This window comes from Bordetella genomosp. 13 (assembly GCF_002119665.1).
Lineage (GTDB): Bacteria > Pseudomonadota > Gammaproteobacteria > Burkholderiales > Burkholderiaceae_B > Bordetella.
In genome coordinates, this window is record NZ_CP021111.1 from 1499674 (window position 1) to 1513519 (window position 13846).

The window sequence follows — 13846 nt, forward strand, 5'->3', positions numbered from 1 at the left end:
AGCGTGCACTGCGGCCGCGCGCTGGAGGCCCGATGGATAGAGTGCCCGGATGCCGCTTCCAGGAACCTCGCCATGCCGCGCCACGATGCCCTGTACAAACGTCTTTTCTCGCACGCGCCGATGATGCGGGCCTTGCTGCAGGGCTTCACGCCCGAGGGCCTGGCCGGGCAGGTCGATCTGCTGTCTCTGGAGAAAGTGTCCGGCTCTTTCGTGGCGCGGGATCGACGGGCAGGCCACAGCGACCTGGTATGGCGTGCGCGCGCTGGCGCCGGAAAAGGAACCGTGTATCTGCTGCTCGAGTTCCAGTCGCGGGTCGACGCGCACATGGCGCTGCGCATGATGACGTACCTGGGCTTGTTGTACGAGGATTTGCTTCTGCAGGGCATCGGCGGAGCACGGCAACCCCTTCCGGCGGTGCTGCCGATGGTGTTGTACAGCGGTGCGCAACGCTGGCATGCGCCGCGGGAACTCGGCGAGTCGGTCGCGCCGTTTCCCGAGGGGTTGAAACCGTTTCAGCCGCGCCTGCAGTACCTGCTGGTCGATCAGGTGCGGCTGGCTCAGTCGGGCGCGCTGCCCAGCCATAACCTGGCGGCGGTTTTCTTCCAGATCCAGGCTTGGGGCTCATCCGAGTCTCTCACCCAGGCAGTGCGCACACTGTACGAAGGCACGTCGACCTCGGACGTGGCCGAGTTGCGCAGGGATTTGGTCCGATGGTTGCGTGAACAACGTCTATTCCACGAGCAGGCCGATATGCTGCTGGAACCAGACGATGCAAGGGAGATCAGGACCATGCTGGGAAAGATGATCGAGGAAATATTGAACGAGTCGGCCAACGATGCCCGGGCGGCCGGGTGGGCGCAGGGGCTCGAGCAAGGGCGCGAGCAAGGGATCGAGCAGGGGCTCGAGCAAGGCCGCCACGCGCTGCTCGAGCAACTGCTCGCCCACCGGTTCGGCCCTTTGCCCCCGTCATTGCGTATGCGCCTGGACGCGGCATCGCCCGAGCAGCTCGGCCATTGGGCCATCGCCATGCTCGACGCGCCCAGCCTCGACGCCGTGTTTGCCCAGCCCGCACACTGAGTCGCCGCGCCGATGTGCCGCTGGCGTCATCGCCGGCCGCATGGCCGCGGGTCGGCATGGCGGGAGGGGGCGGGTTTACAATTCCGTCCCATGGACAACACCCTATCTATCGCCTTTATCGGCGGCGGCAACATGGCGGCCGCGCTGGCCGCGGGCCTGGCAGACAAGGTCTGCCCTGCAGGCAACCTGCACGTCGTCGACGTCAATATCGACGGCCACCAGGCCTGGCGGGCGCGCGGCGCCACCGTGGCGGCCGGGCCGGACGAGGCGCTGGCGCGCTGCAAGGTCTGGATCTACGCCGTCAAACCGCAGAACATGCGGCAGGCGGTGGCCGACACCCGCGGCCTGCTGGGCGACGACACGCTGGTGATCAGCGTGGCGGCCGGGCTGCGCGCCGACACGCTGGCGCAATGGCTGGGCGAGCCCGGCAAGCCCTGGCAGAGGCTGGTGCGCTGCATGCCCAACACGCCCGCGCTGGTGGGCGCGGGCATCACCGGCCTGGCGGCATTACCGGGCGCCAGCGCCGCCGACCGCGAGCTGGCCGGCCGTCTGCTGCAGGCGGTGGGCGAGGTGGTCTGGGTAGCCGACGATGCGGCGCTGGACGGCGTGACGGCGTTGTCGGGCAGCGGTCCGGCTTATGTGTTCCTGTTCATCGAGGCCTTGATGGCCGGCGGCCTGGCAGTGGGCCTGGACGAGGCGCAATCGCGCCAGTTGGCCCTGGCTACCCTGTCAGGCGCGGCCAAGCTGGCCGTGCAGTCCGACGATCCCCCCGCGGTGCTGCGCCAGCGTGTCACTTCCAAGGGCGGCACCACGGCCGCCGCGCTGGCGGAATTCGAGCAGGGCGGCTTCACCGCCCTGGTCGAGCGAGCCATGCAGGCCGCCGCCCTGCGCTCCCGCGAACTGGCGGCAGAGTTCGGCAAGTGAACCGTCGCTATGTCCCGATGACGCCTGTCCAGTTCGCACTGGCCGTGCTGGCCATGGGCGTGGTGGTGGTGGGTTCCAACATCCTGGTGCAGGTGCCGCTGAACGACTGGCTGACCTGGGGCGGCCTGTCGTACCCGGTGGCCTTTCTCGTCACCGACCTGCTGAACCGCCGCTTCGGCCCGCAGGCGGCGCGGCGCGTGGCCTGGTGCGGTTTCGCCCTGGCGCTGGCAGTGTCGTTCTGGGTGGCATCCCCGCGCATCGCCCTGGCGTCGGGCCTGGCCTACCTGTGCGCCCAGCTCATCGACATCCGCGTCTTCGATCGCCTGCGCGATCAACGCTGGTGGCGTGCGCCCCTTCTGGCCGGCACGGCCGGCGCGCTGTGCGACACGGTGATCTTCTTCGGGGTGGCCTTCGGCGGCACCGGCCTGCCGTGGCTGACGTGGCTGCTGGGCGACCTGGCCATCAAGCTGGCCGTCAACCTCGGGATGCTGGCGCCGTTCCGTGCGCTGATGTGGAACCTGGCGCGGCCTGCAGAGGCCAGGCCGGCGCCGCTCGGGCAGGCGCGCTGAGGCCGGGCGGCGTGTCCCCGCGGGAAGGGCCCAGCCCGTCCCCCTTTGTTCATCTGGATGAAATATTGGGGATTCCACGCAGTGACACGCTGGGGGCGAGCCACGAGAATACCGCCCACGTTACCGCTCGCACAAACAGGGCGCAGAACGCAGGCACAGAACCGCCGGGAAACCCTCCCGGCCGGATCGCAAGGCCATCCCATTCCCCTCCCGCTGGAGAAGTCTGCATGAATATCGCGCAACGCTTTACCCCCCTTGCCGTTGCACTGAGCGCCCTCGTATTGGCCGGCAGCGTCCAGGCAGCCGAGACCATCAAGATCGGCATCCCCCAGCCCATGACCGGTCCCAATACCCAGTATGGCGACCAGATCCAGGCCGGCGCGCTGACCGCGATCGAGACGATCAATGCCAAGGGCGGCGTCAAGGGCAAGCAGCTCGAGCCCATCCTGATCGACGACGGCTGCGAGCCCAAGCAGGCGGTTCCCGCGGCCAACCGCGTGGTCAATTCCGGCGCCAAGTTCGCCGTGGCCCATGCGTGCTCGGGCGTCACCGTGCCCGCCGTCAACGTGTACGAGCAGGAGGGCATCGTCGCCATCACCCCGGGCGCCACCTCGCCGCTGGTCACCGATACCATCAAGCCGCATTTCTTCTTCCGCACCATCGGCCGCGACGACCAGCAGGGTCCGTTCGCCGCGCGCTACGTCGCCAACACCATCAAGCCCAAGAAAGTGGCAGTCCTGCACGACAAACAGACCTACGGGTCGGGCGTGGCCACGCAGGTCAAGGACACGCTCGAGCGCAACAAGGTGCCCGTGGCGATCTTCGAAGGCATCAACGTCGGCGACAGCGACTACTCGGCCGTCATCACCAAGCTGAAGTCGGCCGGCGTCGACTTCGTGTATTTCGGCGGCTACCACCCCGAACTGGGCTTGCTGCTGCGTCAGTCGCGCGAGCAGGGCCTGAACGTGCAGTTCATGGGTCCCGAAGGCACGGCCAACCAGGACCTGGTCGCCATCGCCGGTCCCGCCATCGATGGCCTGCTGGTCACGCTGCCGGCCGACTTCACCAAGCTGCCGGGCAACGAGGGCGTGGTGAAGGCCTTCGAGGCCAAGAAGCGCAACCCCGACGGCGCCTTCCAGATGCCCGCCTATGCGGCCGTGCAACTGATCGCCGAAGGCATCACCGCCGTGGGCGAAGACCCCGCCAAGGTGGCCGATTACCTGCACAAGACCTCCTTCAACACCGCCATCGGCAAGGTCGAGTACGACGCCAAGGGCGATCTGAAGGACTTCGAGTTCGCTGTCTACAAGTGGGACAAGGCTGGCAAGAAGACTCAGCTGTAACGCGCGCGCTGCAATATGCGTCGTATTTGCGCAGGCGCCGGCCATCCGCCGGTGACCTGATGTAGTCCAGGTCCTCCGGCTCCGGGTCACATTACCGGGGCCGGAACCATTTGGAGCATTTCCCTCCCATGTCAGAACTGATCCCCCAACTTACCCAGCAGTTCTTCAACGGACTGTCCCTGGGTGCGATCTACGCGCTGATCGCCATCGGCTACACAATGGTCTACGGCATCATCGGTATGATCAACTTCGCGCACGGCGAGATCTACATGATCGGAGCCTACGTCGGCCTGGTCACGCTCACCGCGTTCGGCTTCGACAGCGGCCTGCCCGCGCCTTTCATCATCGCGGCCATGCTGCTGGTGGCCATCGCCGTCACGGGCGTGTATGGCTTCAGCGTCGAACGCGTGGCATACCGGCCGGTGCGCGGCAGCCCGCGTCTGGTGGCGCTCATCTCGGCCATCGGCATGTCCATCTTCCTGCAGAACTGGATGGCTCTGGGCCAGGGCGCGCGCGACATGGCCGTGCCGGCCCTGTTGTCGGGCGCGGTGCAGGTCCCGATGGGCGGGGGCTTCGACGTCACCTTGCCGTACTCGCGCATCGTCATCATCGTGGTGACGGTGGCGCTGATGATCGCGCTCACGCTCTACATCAAGCATTCCCGCATGGGCCGCGCCTCGCGCGCCTGCTCGCAGGACATGCACATGGCCAACCTGCTGGGCATCGATACCAACAAGGTCATCTCGTTCACCTTCGTGCTGGGCGCCATGCTGGCGGCCGTGGGCGGCGTGCTGATCGCCGTCACCATCGGCAAGCTCAATCCCTTCATCGGCTTCATCGCCGGCATCAAGGCGTTCACCGCCGCGGTGCTGGGCGGCATCGGCAGCATCCCCGGCGCCATGCTGGGCGGCGTGCTGCTCGGGCTGGCCGAGACCTTCGCCGCGGCATACATATCGTCGCAGTACAAGGACATCGTCGCCTTCGGACTGCTGGTGCTGATCCTGCTGTTCCGTCCTACCGGACTGCTGGGCAAACCTGAGGTGGAAAAAGTCTGATGGCCGCCAATCAAAGTACTCTCAAGACCGCCACGATGGCGGCCGTGCTGACGGCGGTCATCGTCACTCCCGTATTTGGCCTGCAGCTGGTGCGCCAGGGCGCGCGCACGCTGATGGAGCCGCGCTGGGATCTCGTGGCCATCGCCTGCGCGGCGGTGTTTATCTTCCAGCTGCTGCGTCCCTGGCTGGCCCTGCCGTTCAAGGCGCTCAAGACCGGGCTGCCCACGCTGCCCGCGGCGCCCACCAGGGGCCGCCGCGGCCTGGCCGCGCTCGTCATCCTGCTGGCCGTCGTGTGGCCATTCTTCGCCGGCCGCAGTTCCGTGGACATCGCCACGCTGGTGCTCATCTATGTGATGCTGGGCCTGGGCCTGAACATCGTGGTGGGCTTCGCCGGCCTGCTCGACCTGGGCTTCGTGGGCTTCTACGCCGTGGGCGCCTATACCTATGCGCTGCTTTATCACTGGGGCGGCTGGAGCTTCTGGGAAGCGCTGCCGTTCGCGGGCGCCATGTCGGCGCTGTTCGGCTTCCTGCTGGGCTTTCCGGTGCTGCGGCTGCGCGGCGATTACCTCGCCATCGTCACGCTGGGCTTCGGCGAGATCATCCGGCTGCTGCTGATCAACCTGAACACGCTCACGGGCGGTCCCGACGGCATCTCGGGCATTCCCAAGCCGTCGGTGCTGGGCATGGAGATGGCGCGCCGCTCCAGCGAGGAGGGCTCGCGCACGTTCCACGAGATCATGGGCTGGACCTTCCAGAACCAGCACATGGTCGTCTACCTGTACCTGATGGCGCTGCTGCTGGCGCTGATCACGCTGCTGGTGTCCACGCGGCTGATACGCATGCCGGTGGGGCGGGCCTGGGAAGCGCTGCGCGAGGACGAGATCGCGTGCCGCTCGCTCGGCCTCAATCCCACGCGCATCAAGCTGTCGGCCTTCACGCTGGGCGCAATGTTCGCCGGCTTCGGCGGCGCATTCTTCGCGGCGCGGCAGGGCATGGTGAATCCCGAGTCGTTCACGTTCATCGAATCCGCGCTGATCCTGGCCATCGTGGTGCTGGGCGGCATGGGATCGCAGGTGGGCGTCATCCTGGCGGCCATTCTGCTGACGGTGCTGCCCGAGCTGGCCCGTGAGTTCGCCGAGTACCGCATGCTGGTGTTCGGCCTGGTGATGGTGCTGATGATGATGTGGCGTCCGCAAGGCCTGCTGCCCATGAAACGCCCGCAAGTGGAGCTTGGAAAATGAGTGAAGCTCTGCTGAAAGTATCCGGATTGTGCATGCGCTTCGGCGGCCTGCTGGCCGTCGACACGGTGGGCTTCGAGGTCAAGCGCGACGAGGTTTTCGCCATCATCGGCCCCAACGGCGCGGGCAAGACCACGGTGTTCAACTGCGTGGGTGGTTTCTACAGGCCCACCGAGGGCGAGATCGTCATGGACGACAAGTCCATCACGGGCCTGCCCAGCCACAAGGTGGCGCGCCATGGATTGGTGCGCACCTTCCAGAACGTGCGGCTGTTCAAGCAGCTCACGGTGCTCGAGAACCTGCTGGTGGCGCAGCACACCCAGGTCGAGACGCGCCTGCTGCCCGGCCTGCTGAAGCTGAAGTCGTATCGCCAGTCAGAAGCCGATGCAGTGGCGCGCGCCGCGCAGTGGCTGGACTTCATGGGCCTGCGCCAGTACGCCAACCGCGAGGCGGGCAACCTGGCCTACGGCCACCAGCGCCGCCTCGAGATCGCGCGCTGCATGATCACCAAGCCGCGCCTGCTCATGCTGGACGAGCCGGCCGCGGGCCTGAACCCGCAGGAAAAGCGCGATCTGCAGGCGCTGATCGACCAGTTGCGGCGCGAGTTCGGCGTCGCGGTGCTGCTGATCGAGCACGACATGAGCCTGATCATGGGAATTTCCGATCGTATCCTGGTGATGGAGCATGGCAAGCCGATTGCCACCGGCACCCCCGAGCAGGTACGCAACGACGAACGCGTCATCAAGGCGTACCTGGGAGAGGAATGATGCTGAAGCTGGAGAACATCCACACCTACTACGGTGCGATCCAGGCGCTCAACGGCGTGTCCGTCGAGATCAACAAGGGCGAGATCGTCACCCTGATCGGCGCCAACGGCGCCGGCAAGACCACGCTGCTGATGACGGTGTGCGGCAATCCGCGCGCCCGCGAAGGCCGCATCACGTTCGAGGGGCGCGACATCACCCATGCGCAGACGCACGACATCATGCGCAGCGGCATCGCGGTCTCGCCCGAAGGCCGGCGGGTCTTCAAAGACCTGACGGTGGCCGAGAACCTGATGATGGGCGGCTTCTTCTCGAACCGCCAGCAGATCGAGGAAGGGCTGGAGCACGTGTATCAGCTGTTCCCGCGCCTGAAGGAACGGGCCTCGCAGCGCGCCGGCACCATGTCCGGCGGCGAACAGCAGATGCTGGCCATTGGCCGTGCGCTGATGAGCCGTCCGCGCCTGCTGCTGCTCGATGAGCCCACGCTGGGCCTGGCCCCGCTGATCATCGCGCAGATCTTCGACATCATCCGCACCATCCGCGAGCAGGGCGTGACGGTCTTCCTGGTCGAGCAGAACGCCAACAAGGCGCTGCAGGTCGCCGACCGCGGATATGTGCTGGAAAACGGCCGGGTGGTGCTGCAGGACACCGGCGCCAACCTGCTGGCCAATACCGACGTGCGCAAGGCGTATCTGGGCGCGTAGGCGCATGTCCGCGCCGCTCGGCGCCGGCATGCGCAAGCGCCGGCGTCAGCCCAGCTTCATCGCCGGCCGGCAATGGGCGATGGCGGCCAATGCCAACGCATCGATGGAATCCGACAACGGCCCCAATCCCGCGCGCAACGCGTGCGGTATTGCCAGCGGCAGCTCGGTGCAACCCAGCACCACGGCATCCGCGCCGCGATCGCGCAGCCGGTTCACGCAGCGCACGGCGGGTACGCTGGATTCCTCCAGGCGATTCGCCTTCACGGCGCGGATGGCGCCCATGCAGTCGGCTTCGACTTCCTCGGGCGTGGGCACGATGCATTCGTAGCCGGCCGCCTCGAGATGGCGCTGGTACAGCCCCAGCGCCAGGGTGGCCGTGGTGCCCATGAGGCCGATGCGGCCGTTGGGCACGCCCTGGCGCTTCAGGTCGTCGACGACCGCCTGCACGATGTGCAGCACCGGCACGGAGGCGGCCGCGGCCAGTTCGTCATACCAGAGATGGGCCGTGTTGCACGGAATGGCGATGACCTGCGAGCCGGATGCCTCCAGGAAGCGGATGCCCTCCAGCATGGCCGGCAGCGGACTGGGGCCGTCCGCCATGTAGGCGGTGCTGCGGTCGGGAATGCGCGGGTCGTTGCGCAGCAGGGTGGGGATGTGAGCCTGGTCGGAATCGGCGGGCGTGAGCGCCACCAGGCGCAGCGCGAACTGCGCGCCGGCCAGCGGGCCCATGCCGCCCAGAATGCCCAGGTAGCCTTCGCAGGCGTTCTCGAGGTTCGATGCGTTCATACGGGCAGGCATTCTACGCCTGTGCGCGGGCCAGCACCTGGCCGGGCCGCGCGGCGCCCGTCGACCGGCCGTCCCACACCTGTTGGCCATTGACCCACACCGCGTTGACGCCGCGGCTGGCCTGGATCGGCGCCTCGAAAGTCGCGGCGTCGGTCACGTGGTCGGGATCCAGCAGCACCAGGTCGGCCTGGTAGCCTTCGCGCAGCAGGCCGCGTTCGGCCAGACCGTATTGCTCCGCCGCCAGGCCGGTCATCTTGTGGATGGCCTGTTCCAGCGTCAGCAGCTTCTGTTCGCGCACCATGCTGCGCAGCACGCGGGTGAAGGTGCCCCACTGGCGGGGATGCGGATGCGGGTCGAAGGGCAGGCCGTCCGACCCCACCATCGTCAGCGGGTGCTGGAAGATGCGGTCGACGTCGTCCTGGCTCATCAGGAAGTAGATGGCGCCGGCGGGCGCCAGGCGTTTCAGCGTGGCCTCGTCGTCCAGACCCAGCTCGGCCATCACGTCCGAGAAGTCGCGGCCGGTGGCTTCGGGATAGCCTTGCGACCAGGTCACCATGGTGCGGCTGGCCAGGCGCACGCGGTCCAGGCGCAGCATGGTCGAGGTCGCGGGGTAGGGGTGGCAGTCCAGGCACACGGGCTGGCTGGCGGCCGCGCGCGAGATGATGTCCAGCGTCTCGCGCGAGCGGCCGTGGTTGTGCTCGCCAGCCAGCTTGTGGTGCGAGAACACTACGCGGCAATCCAGCGCGCGGCCGATTTCCAGCGCTTCCTCGATGGCCGGCACGATCCTGTCGCCTTCATCGCGCAGGTGCGTGGCGTAGATGCCTTTGCGCCCGCGCAGCGGCTGGCCGACGTCGATGATCTCGGCGGTTTCGGCTGCCGCCGCCGGCGGATAGAACGTGCCGGTGGACATGCCGAAGGCGCCGGCCCCCAGCGCGTCGTCCAGCAGCCGGCGCATGGCGGCGCGTTCGCTGTCGTCGGCGCCGCGGCCGGTGTCGGACATGGTGGCCACACGCAGCGTGGTGTGGCCGATCAGGGGAATGACGTTGACGGCGGCCGGAGAGGCGCGCAGCGCGTCCATCCAGTCGCCGAAGGTATCGAAGCGGAACAGCTCGGCAGGGCCCAGCAGGTCCAGCGGCTGGGGCACCGGCGCGGCCACGGCAGGCGCCAGGCTGATGCCGCAGTTGCCGGTCACCACGGTGGTGATGCCCTGCGACACCTTGGGCAGCATGTCGGGATGCGCCAGCAGGTAGCCGTCATCGTGGGTGTGCGAGTCGATGAAGCCCGGCGCCAGCACCTGGCCGCGTCCGTCTATCACCGGCACGCCCGGCGGCGCGTCGATCGTGCCGATGCGGACGATGCGTCCGCCCGCCACGGCCAGGTCGGCCTGGCGCGCGGGGGCGCCGGAGCCGTCGACCAGCATGGCGCCGGTCACGATGAAGTCTGCCTCCAGCTGCATGGTCTTCTATGTTCCCTTAGTCGAGCTTTTCGATCTTGGCGTCTTCGATGATGCGCGTCCACTTCGCGGTTTCATCGGCCATCAGCTTGGCGAACTGCTCCGGCGTGCCGCCAGCGGGTTCGGCGCCCAGGGCTTCCAGGCCGTCGAGCACGGCTTTTTCCTTCAGCGCCTTCTGCATGGCGGCGTTCAGCGTGGCCACGCGGTCGGCCGGGGTGCCCTTGGGGGCCACCACGCCGCCCCAGGCGATGGTCTCGTAGCCCTTCAGGCCGGCTTCGTCCAGGGTGGGCACGTCGGGCAATTGAGCCAGGCGCTTCAGGCTGCTGACGCCAATGGCGCGCAGTTTGCCGCTCTTGACCAGCGGCAGGGCTTCGGACGTGTTCGAGAACATGAAGTCCAGGCGGCCGCCCATCAGATCCTGCAGCGCGGCGGGGCCGCCGTTGTACGGAATGAACATGACGTCGACCTTGGCCATGCTCTTGAACAGCTCGCCGCCCATGTGGCCGGTGGTGCCCACGCCCGAAGCGCCGTAGGACATGAGGCCGGGCTTGGCCTTGGCGCGGTCGATCAGGTCCTGCACGTTCTTGACGGGCGAGTCGGCGGGAACGATGAGCACGTTGTACAGATTGAACAGGTGCGCGACGGGGGTCAGATCCGCGTCGACGTCATAGGGCAGCTTCTTGAACAGCGAACGGTTCACCGCCAGCGTGTTGATGTTGCCGTAGCCGATCGTGTAGCCGTCGGCAGCGGCGCGCTTGATCTGCATGATGCCGATGTTGCCCGCGGCGCCCGGCTTGTTCTCGACCACGAACGTGGCCTTCAGGTCCTTGGACAGCTGGTTCGTGAACAGGCGCGACAGCACGTCGGGCGAACCGCCCGCGGCCGACGGCACGATGAACGTGACCGGCTTGGTGGGATAGGCTTCCTGGGCCTGGGCAGCCGACGCGGCGAGCGCGCCCGACACGGCCAGGGCGGTGACGCCGCGCTTGATGAACTGATGCAGCATGTGTGATTCCCCTCAGAAATGTTGCAGTGCGAGAGAGGCAGGTTATCACCGCGGCCGGCAGGGCGATTATCGAAAAATGTCCGAAATCTATAATCGTCGGTTATTGATGCAAGCCAAAGGAAATCGGGGATGGAAGCGTTCGACGAGCCGCGTGACGACCTGCGCCAGGATACCGGCACGGCCGCGCGGCCGCTGAATCTGCGACAGCTCGAAGTGTTCCGCGCCATCATGATGGCCGGCTCGATCAGCGCGGCGGGCCGGGCGCTGCACGTGTCGCAGCCCGCGCTGAGCCGCGTGCTGGCGCTCACCGAAAGCCGGCTGGGGTATCCGCTCTTCGAGCGCGTGCGCGGCAGGCTCTCGCCCACGCCGGAGGCGCGCCGGCTGTTCGCCGAGGTCGAGCAGGTCTATGGCGGCATCCAGCGCGTGAACGACCTGGCAGCCAGCCTGGGCCGCGATGGAGCAGGCATGCTGCGCGTGGTCGCCAGCGCCAGCTATGGGCAGCGCCTGGTGCCGCAGGCGCTGGCGCGGCTGCTGGCGCGCAATCCGCGGGCCAGGGTGGATTTCCGCAGCGCCACCTATGACGAACTGGTGGGCTATTTCCTGACCGGGCAGGCCGACCTGTCCCTCTCGATGTCGCCTCCCGACCATCCCAGCCTGGATTCCGAGAAGCTGGGCGAACACCCGCTGGTGTGCATCGTGCCGCCGGATCATCCCCTGGCGGCCCACGAGGTCATCCGGCCTGAGGATTTCTCCTCCGGCGCATGGATCGGTTATCCCCCGGGCACGCCGCTGGGCCAGGCGCTGCAGTCGTTCTTCGGCGCAGGTCCGGTGTGTCCGGCGGCCATCGAGGCCCATTCTCCGGTGTCGGCGCTGGCTTGCGTGCAGCAGGGGATCGGTCCGGCGCTGGTGGACAGCACGTCGCTGTCCAGGACATCGGTCGAGGTCGCCGTAAAGCCCATCGAGCCGGCGTTGTCGGCGCAGGTATGGGCCACGCATTCAAACCTGACGCCGCTGCCCCTGCTGGGCCGCCGCTTCCTGGACGCCGTGCGCGCGGTGCTCGCCAAACCGAGCTGAGCTGGCACGGGACGGAACGGGCGCGACTCCCATCGAATTATGTAGGTCTTGCATAACCTGCCGGTATCGCGACAGAGAGCGCCCGTCCCAGGCGCGCCGCCGCGGGGGTTTTACGCGCGGCGCGCGGCACGGCATGCTGCGCTCTTTGCCGAACGACGACGCAAGGGAGAACGGGGTGGCAGACAAGAGAACGATTGGATTGGCGGTGGCGCAGATGGGTCCGGTGCACCTGGCCGACACGCGCGCGGTGGTGGTGAAGCGCTTGCGCGACATGCTGGCCGAGGCGCACGGCCGCGGCGCCAAGCTCGTCGTGTTTCCGGAACTGGCGCTGACCACGTTCTTCCCGCGCTACTGGATGGAAGACAGCGAGGCGCAGGCGCGCTTCTTCGAAAGCGCCATGCCCAATGCCGACGTGCAGCCGCTGTTCGACGACGCCCGCCGGTTGGGCGTGGGCTTCTACCTGGGCTATGCCGAGCTGACGCCCGAGGGCGTGCCGTACAACACCGCCATCCTGGTGGACGAGCACGGCGCCATCGTGGGCAAGTACCGCAAGATCCACCTGCCGGGCCACGACGACCACAAGCCCGACGCGCCGTTCCAGCACCTGGAAAAGAAGTTCTTCAAGGTCGGCAACCGGCCGTTCGGCGTGTGGGAGGCCCTGGGCGCGCGCATCGGCATGTGCCTGTGCAACGACCGCCGCTGGCCCGAGACCTGGCGCGTGATGTCCCTGCAGAGCGCCGAACTGGTGGTGCTGGGCTACAACACGCCGTCGGTCAACATCCACTGGCCCGAGCCGGTGCACCTGCGCATGCATCACCACCTGATCACGCTGCAGGCCAGCGCCTATCAGAACTGCGTGTGGGCCGCCGCGGCTGCAAAGTGCGGCTCCGAGGACGGACACCACATGATCGGCGGTTCAGTCATTGTGGCGCCCACCGGCGAGATCGCGGCGCAGGCGACCACGGAAGACGACGAAGTGCTGGTTGTGAACGCCGACCTGGGCCTGGCCGAGACCTTCCGCAAGAACGTGTTCGACTTCGCGCGCCATCGCCGTCCCGAACACTATGCGCTGATCACCGAGCGCGTGGGTCCCGGACCGGCGCTGCCGCAGGGCACGGACGAGTAAGAGGCGCGAGCCTGGCCGCGGGCTGTCCCGGGCTGTCCCTGTCGGGAAGCCGGCCACGATGGCCGGCTTTTTCTTGCGCGGGGGCCTACAGGCCTTCTTCCCGCATGGCGGCCTGCACCGCGGGATCGGCCTGCATGCGCTTGAAGAAGGCGTCCAGCGCGTCCAGCCCGGCCAGGTCGAGGGCCTTGGCGTGGGCCCAGCGCAGCACCACGAACAGGTAGGCATCGGCAACGCACGGCTTGTCGCCCACCAGGTACGAACGATTCTTCAAGTGCGTGTCCACCACGCCCAACAGGCCGCGCAGCATTTTCGCGACGGAGGCACGCAGTTCCTCCTGCGTCGTCTCGGCCGCCACGTAGCGCTGTGCGCCGAACAGCAGCGAGAAGGTCTTGTGCACGTCGGAATTGATGAAGCCCAGCCAGCGGCGCGCCTCGGCGCGGGCGCGCGCCGAACCGTCGCCCAGCAGGCCGGCGTGGGGCGCCTTCTCGGCCAGGTATTCCAGGATGGCGAAGTTCTGGGTCAGCACCCAGCCGTCCTCTTCGAGCGCCGGCACGGCGCCCAGCGGGTTCACGGCCAGATATTCGGGCGACTTCAGCCGGTCGCGCTCGAGCTTGTGCAGATCATGGGGCAGGCCGGCCCACTTCAGGGCGATGTGCGCGGCCAGCGAGCAGGCGCCGGGCAGGTAGTACAGCTTCATGGATGCAGGTCTCCTGGAATGGATGGGACG

The 13846-nt window shown here is 67.5% G+C and carries 14 protein-coding genes; 10 read left to right on the forward strand and 4 right to left on the reverse strand.

The annotated features are described in order from the left end of the window. Positions 1 to 72: 72 nt before the first annotated feature. The 8 genes from CAL15_RS06650 (at position 73) to CAL15_RS06685 (ending at position 7674) form a co-directional block, all read left to right on the forward strand. A complete protein-coding gene (locus CAL15_RS06650) occupies positions 73 to 1077 on the forward strand; it encodes an Rpn family recombination-promoting nuclease/putative transposase (protein WP_086077859.1) in 1005 nt (334 codons plus the stop codon). A gap of 90 nt (positions 1078 to 1167) precedes the next feature. Beyond that, entirely contained in the window at positions 1168 to 2001 is an 834-nt protein-coding gene (gene proC / locus CAL15_RS06655) for a pyrroline-5-carboxylate reductase (RefSeq protein WP_086077860.1), read from the forward strand. A gap of 17 nt (positions 2002 to 2018) precedes the next feature. Next, the gene (locus CAL15_RS06660; RefSeq protein WP_086077861.1) at positions 2019 to 2570 is read left to right on the forward strand and encodes a VUT family protein; all 552 of its coding nucleotides are present in this window, start codon (positions 2019 to 2021) and stop codon (positions 2568 to 2570) included. A gap of 227 nt (positions 2571 to 2797) precedes the next feature. Beyond that, a complete protein-coding gene (locus tag CAL15_RS06665; RefSeq protein WP_086077862.1) occupies positions 2798 to 3913 on the forward strand; it encodes a branched-chain amino acid ABC transporter substrate-binding protein in 1116 nt (371 codons plus the stop codon). Between the two features lie 128 nt (positions 3914 to 4041). After that, complete coding sequence (livH, locus tag CAL15_RS06670) at positions 4042 to 4968, forward strand: high-affinity branched-chain amino acid ABC transporter permease LivH (protein WP_086077863.1); 927 nt, start codon at positions 4042 to 4044, stop codon at positions 4966 to 4968. Continuing rightward, the gene (locus CAL15_RS06675; RefSeq protein WP_086077864.1) at positions 4968 to 6209 is read left to right on the forward strand and encodes a high-affinity branched-chain amino acid ABC transporter permease LivM; all 1242 of its coding nucleotides are present in this window, start codon (positions 4968 to 4970) and stop codon (positions 6207 to 6209) included. The genes livH and CAL15_RS06675 overlap by 1 nt, the downstream gene beginning before the upstream one ends. Beyond that, on the forward strand, positions 6206 to 6973 hold the full coding sequence (livG, locus tag CAL15_RS06680; protein ID WP_086077865.1) for a high-affinity branched-chain amino acid ABC transporter ATP-binding protein LivG: 768 nt from the start codon (positions 6206 to 6208) through the stop codon (positions 6971 to 6973). The genes CAL15_RS06675 and livG overlap by 4 nt, the downstream gene beginning before the upstream one ends. After that, entirely contained in the window at positions 6973 to 7674 is a 702-nt protein-coding gene (locus tag CAL15_RS06685; protein WP_086077866.1) for an ABC transporter ATP-binding protein, read from the forward strand. The genes livG and CAL15_RS06685 overlap by 1 nt, the downstream gene beginning before the upstream one ends. Before the next feature lie 45 nt (positions 7675 to 7719). Here the strand turns inward: CAL15_RS06685 and CAL15_RS06690 are convergent, their stop codons facing one another. Genes CAL15_RS06690 through CAL15_RS06700 form a run of 3 tightly spaced genes read right to left on the reverse strand, consistent with a single transcriptional unit; the run spans position 7720 to position 10919 of the window. Further along, positions 7720 to 8460, reverse strand: coding sequence for an aspartate/glutamate racemase family protein (locus tag CAL15_RS06690; RefSeq protein WP_086077867.1), 741 nt, complete (start codon positions 8458 to 8460; stop codon positions 7720 to 7722). Between the two features lie 13 nt (positions 8461 to 8473). Continuing rightward, a complete protein-coding gene (locus tag CAL15_RS06695) occupies positions 8474 to 9916 on the reverse strand; it encodes an N-acyl-D-amino-acid deacylase family protein (RefSeq protein WP_086077868.1) in 1443 nt (480 codons plus the stop codon). A 16-nt stretch (positions 9917 to 9932) separates the two neighbouring features. Further along, positions 9933 to 10919: a Bug family tripartite tricarboxylate transporter substrate binding protein gene (locus CAL15_RS06700; RefSeq protein ID WP_086077869.1), complete on the reverse strand. Its 987-nt coding sequence runs from the start codon at positions 10917 to 10919 to the stop codon at positions 9933 to 9935. A 129-nt stretch (positions 10920 to 11048) separates the two neighbouring features. Between CAL15_RS06700 and CAL15_RS06705 the strand changes: the two genes are divergently transcribed. Next, positions 11049 to 11993, forward strand: coding sequence for a LysR family transcriptional regulator (locus CAL15_RS06705; RefSeq protein ID WP_086077870.1), 945 nt, complete (start codon positions 11049 to 11051; stop codon positions 11991 to 11993). 175 nt (positions 11994 to 12168) lie between these two features. After that, the gene (locus CAL15_RS06710; protein ID WP_269768315.1) at positions 12169 to 13119 is read left to right on the forward strand and encodes an N-carbamoyl-D-amino-acid hydrolase; all 951 of its coding nucleotides are present in this window, start codon (positions 12169 to 12171) and stop codon (positions 13117 to 13119) included. An 85-nt stretch (positions 13120 to 13204) separates the two neighbouring features. Here the strand turns inward: CAL15_RS06710 and CAL15_RS06715 are convergent, their stop codons facing one another. Then, entirely contained in the window at positions 13205 to 13816 is a 612-nt protein-coding gene (locus CAL15_RS06715) for a glutathione S-transferase N-terminal domain-containing protein (protein ID WP_086077872.1), read from the reverse strand. Positions 13817 to 13846 lie beyond the last annotated feature (30 nt).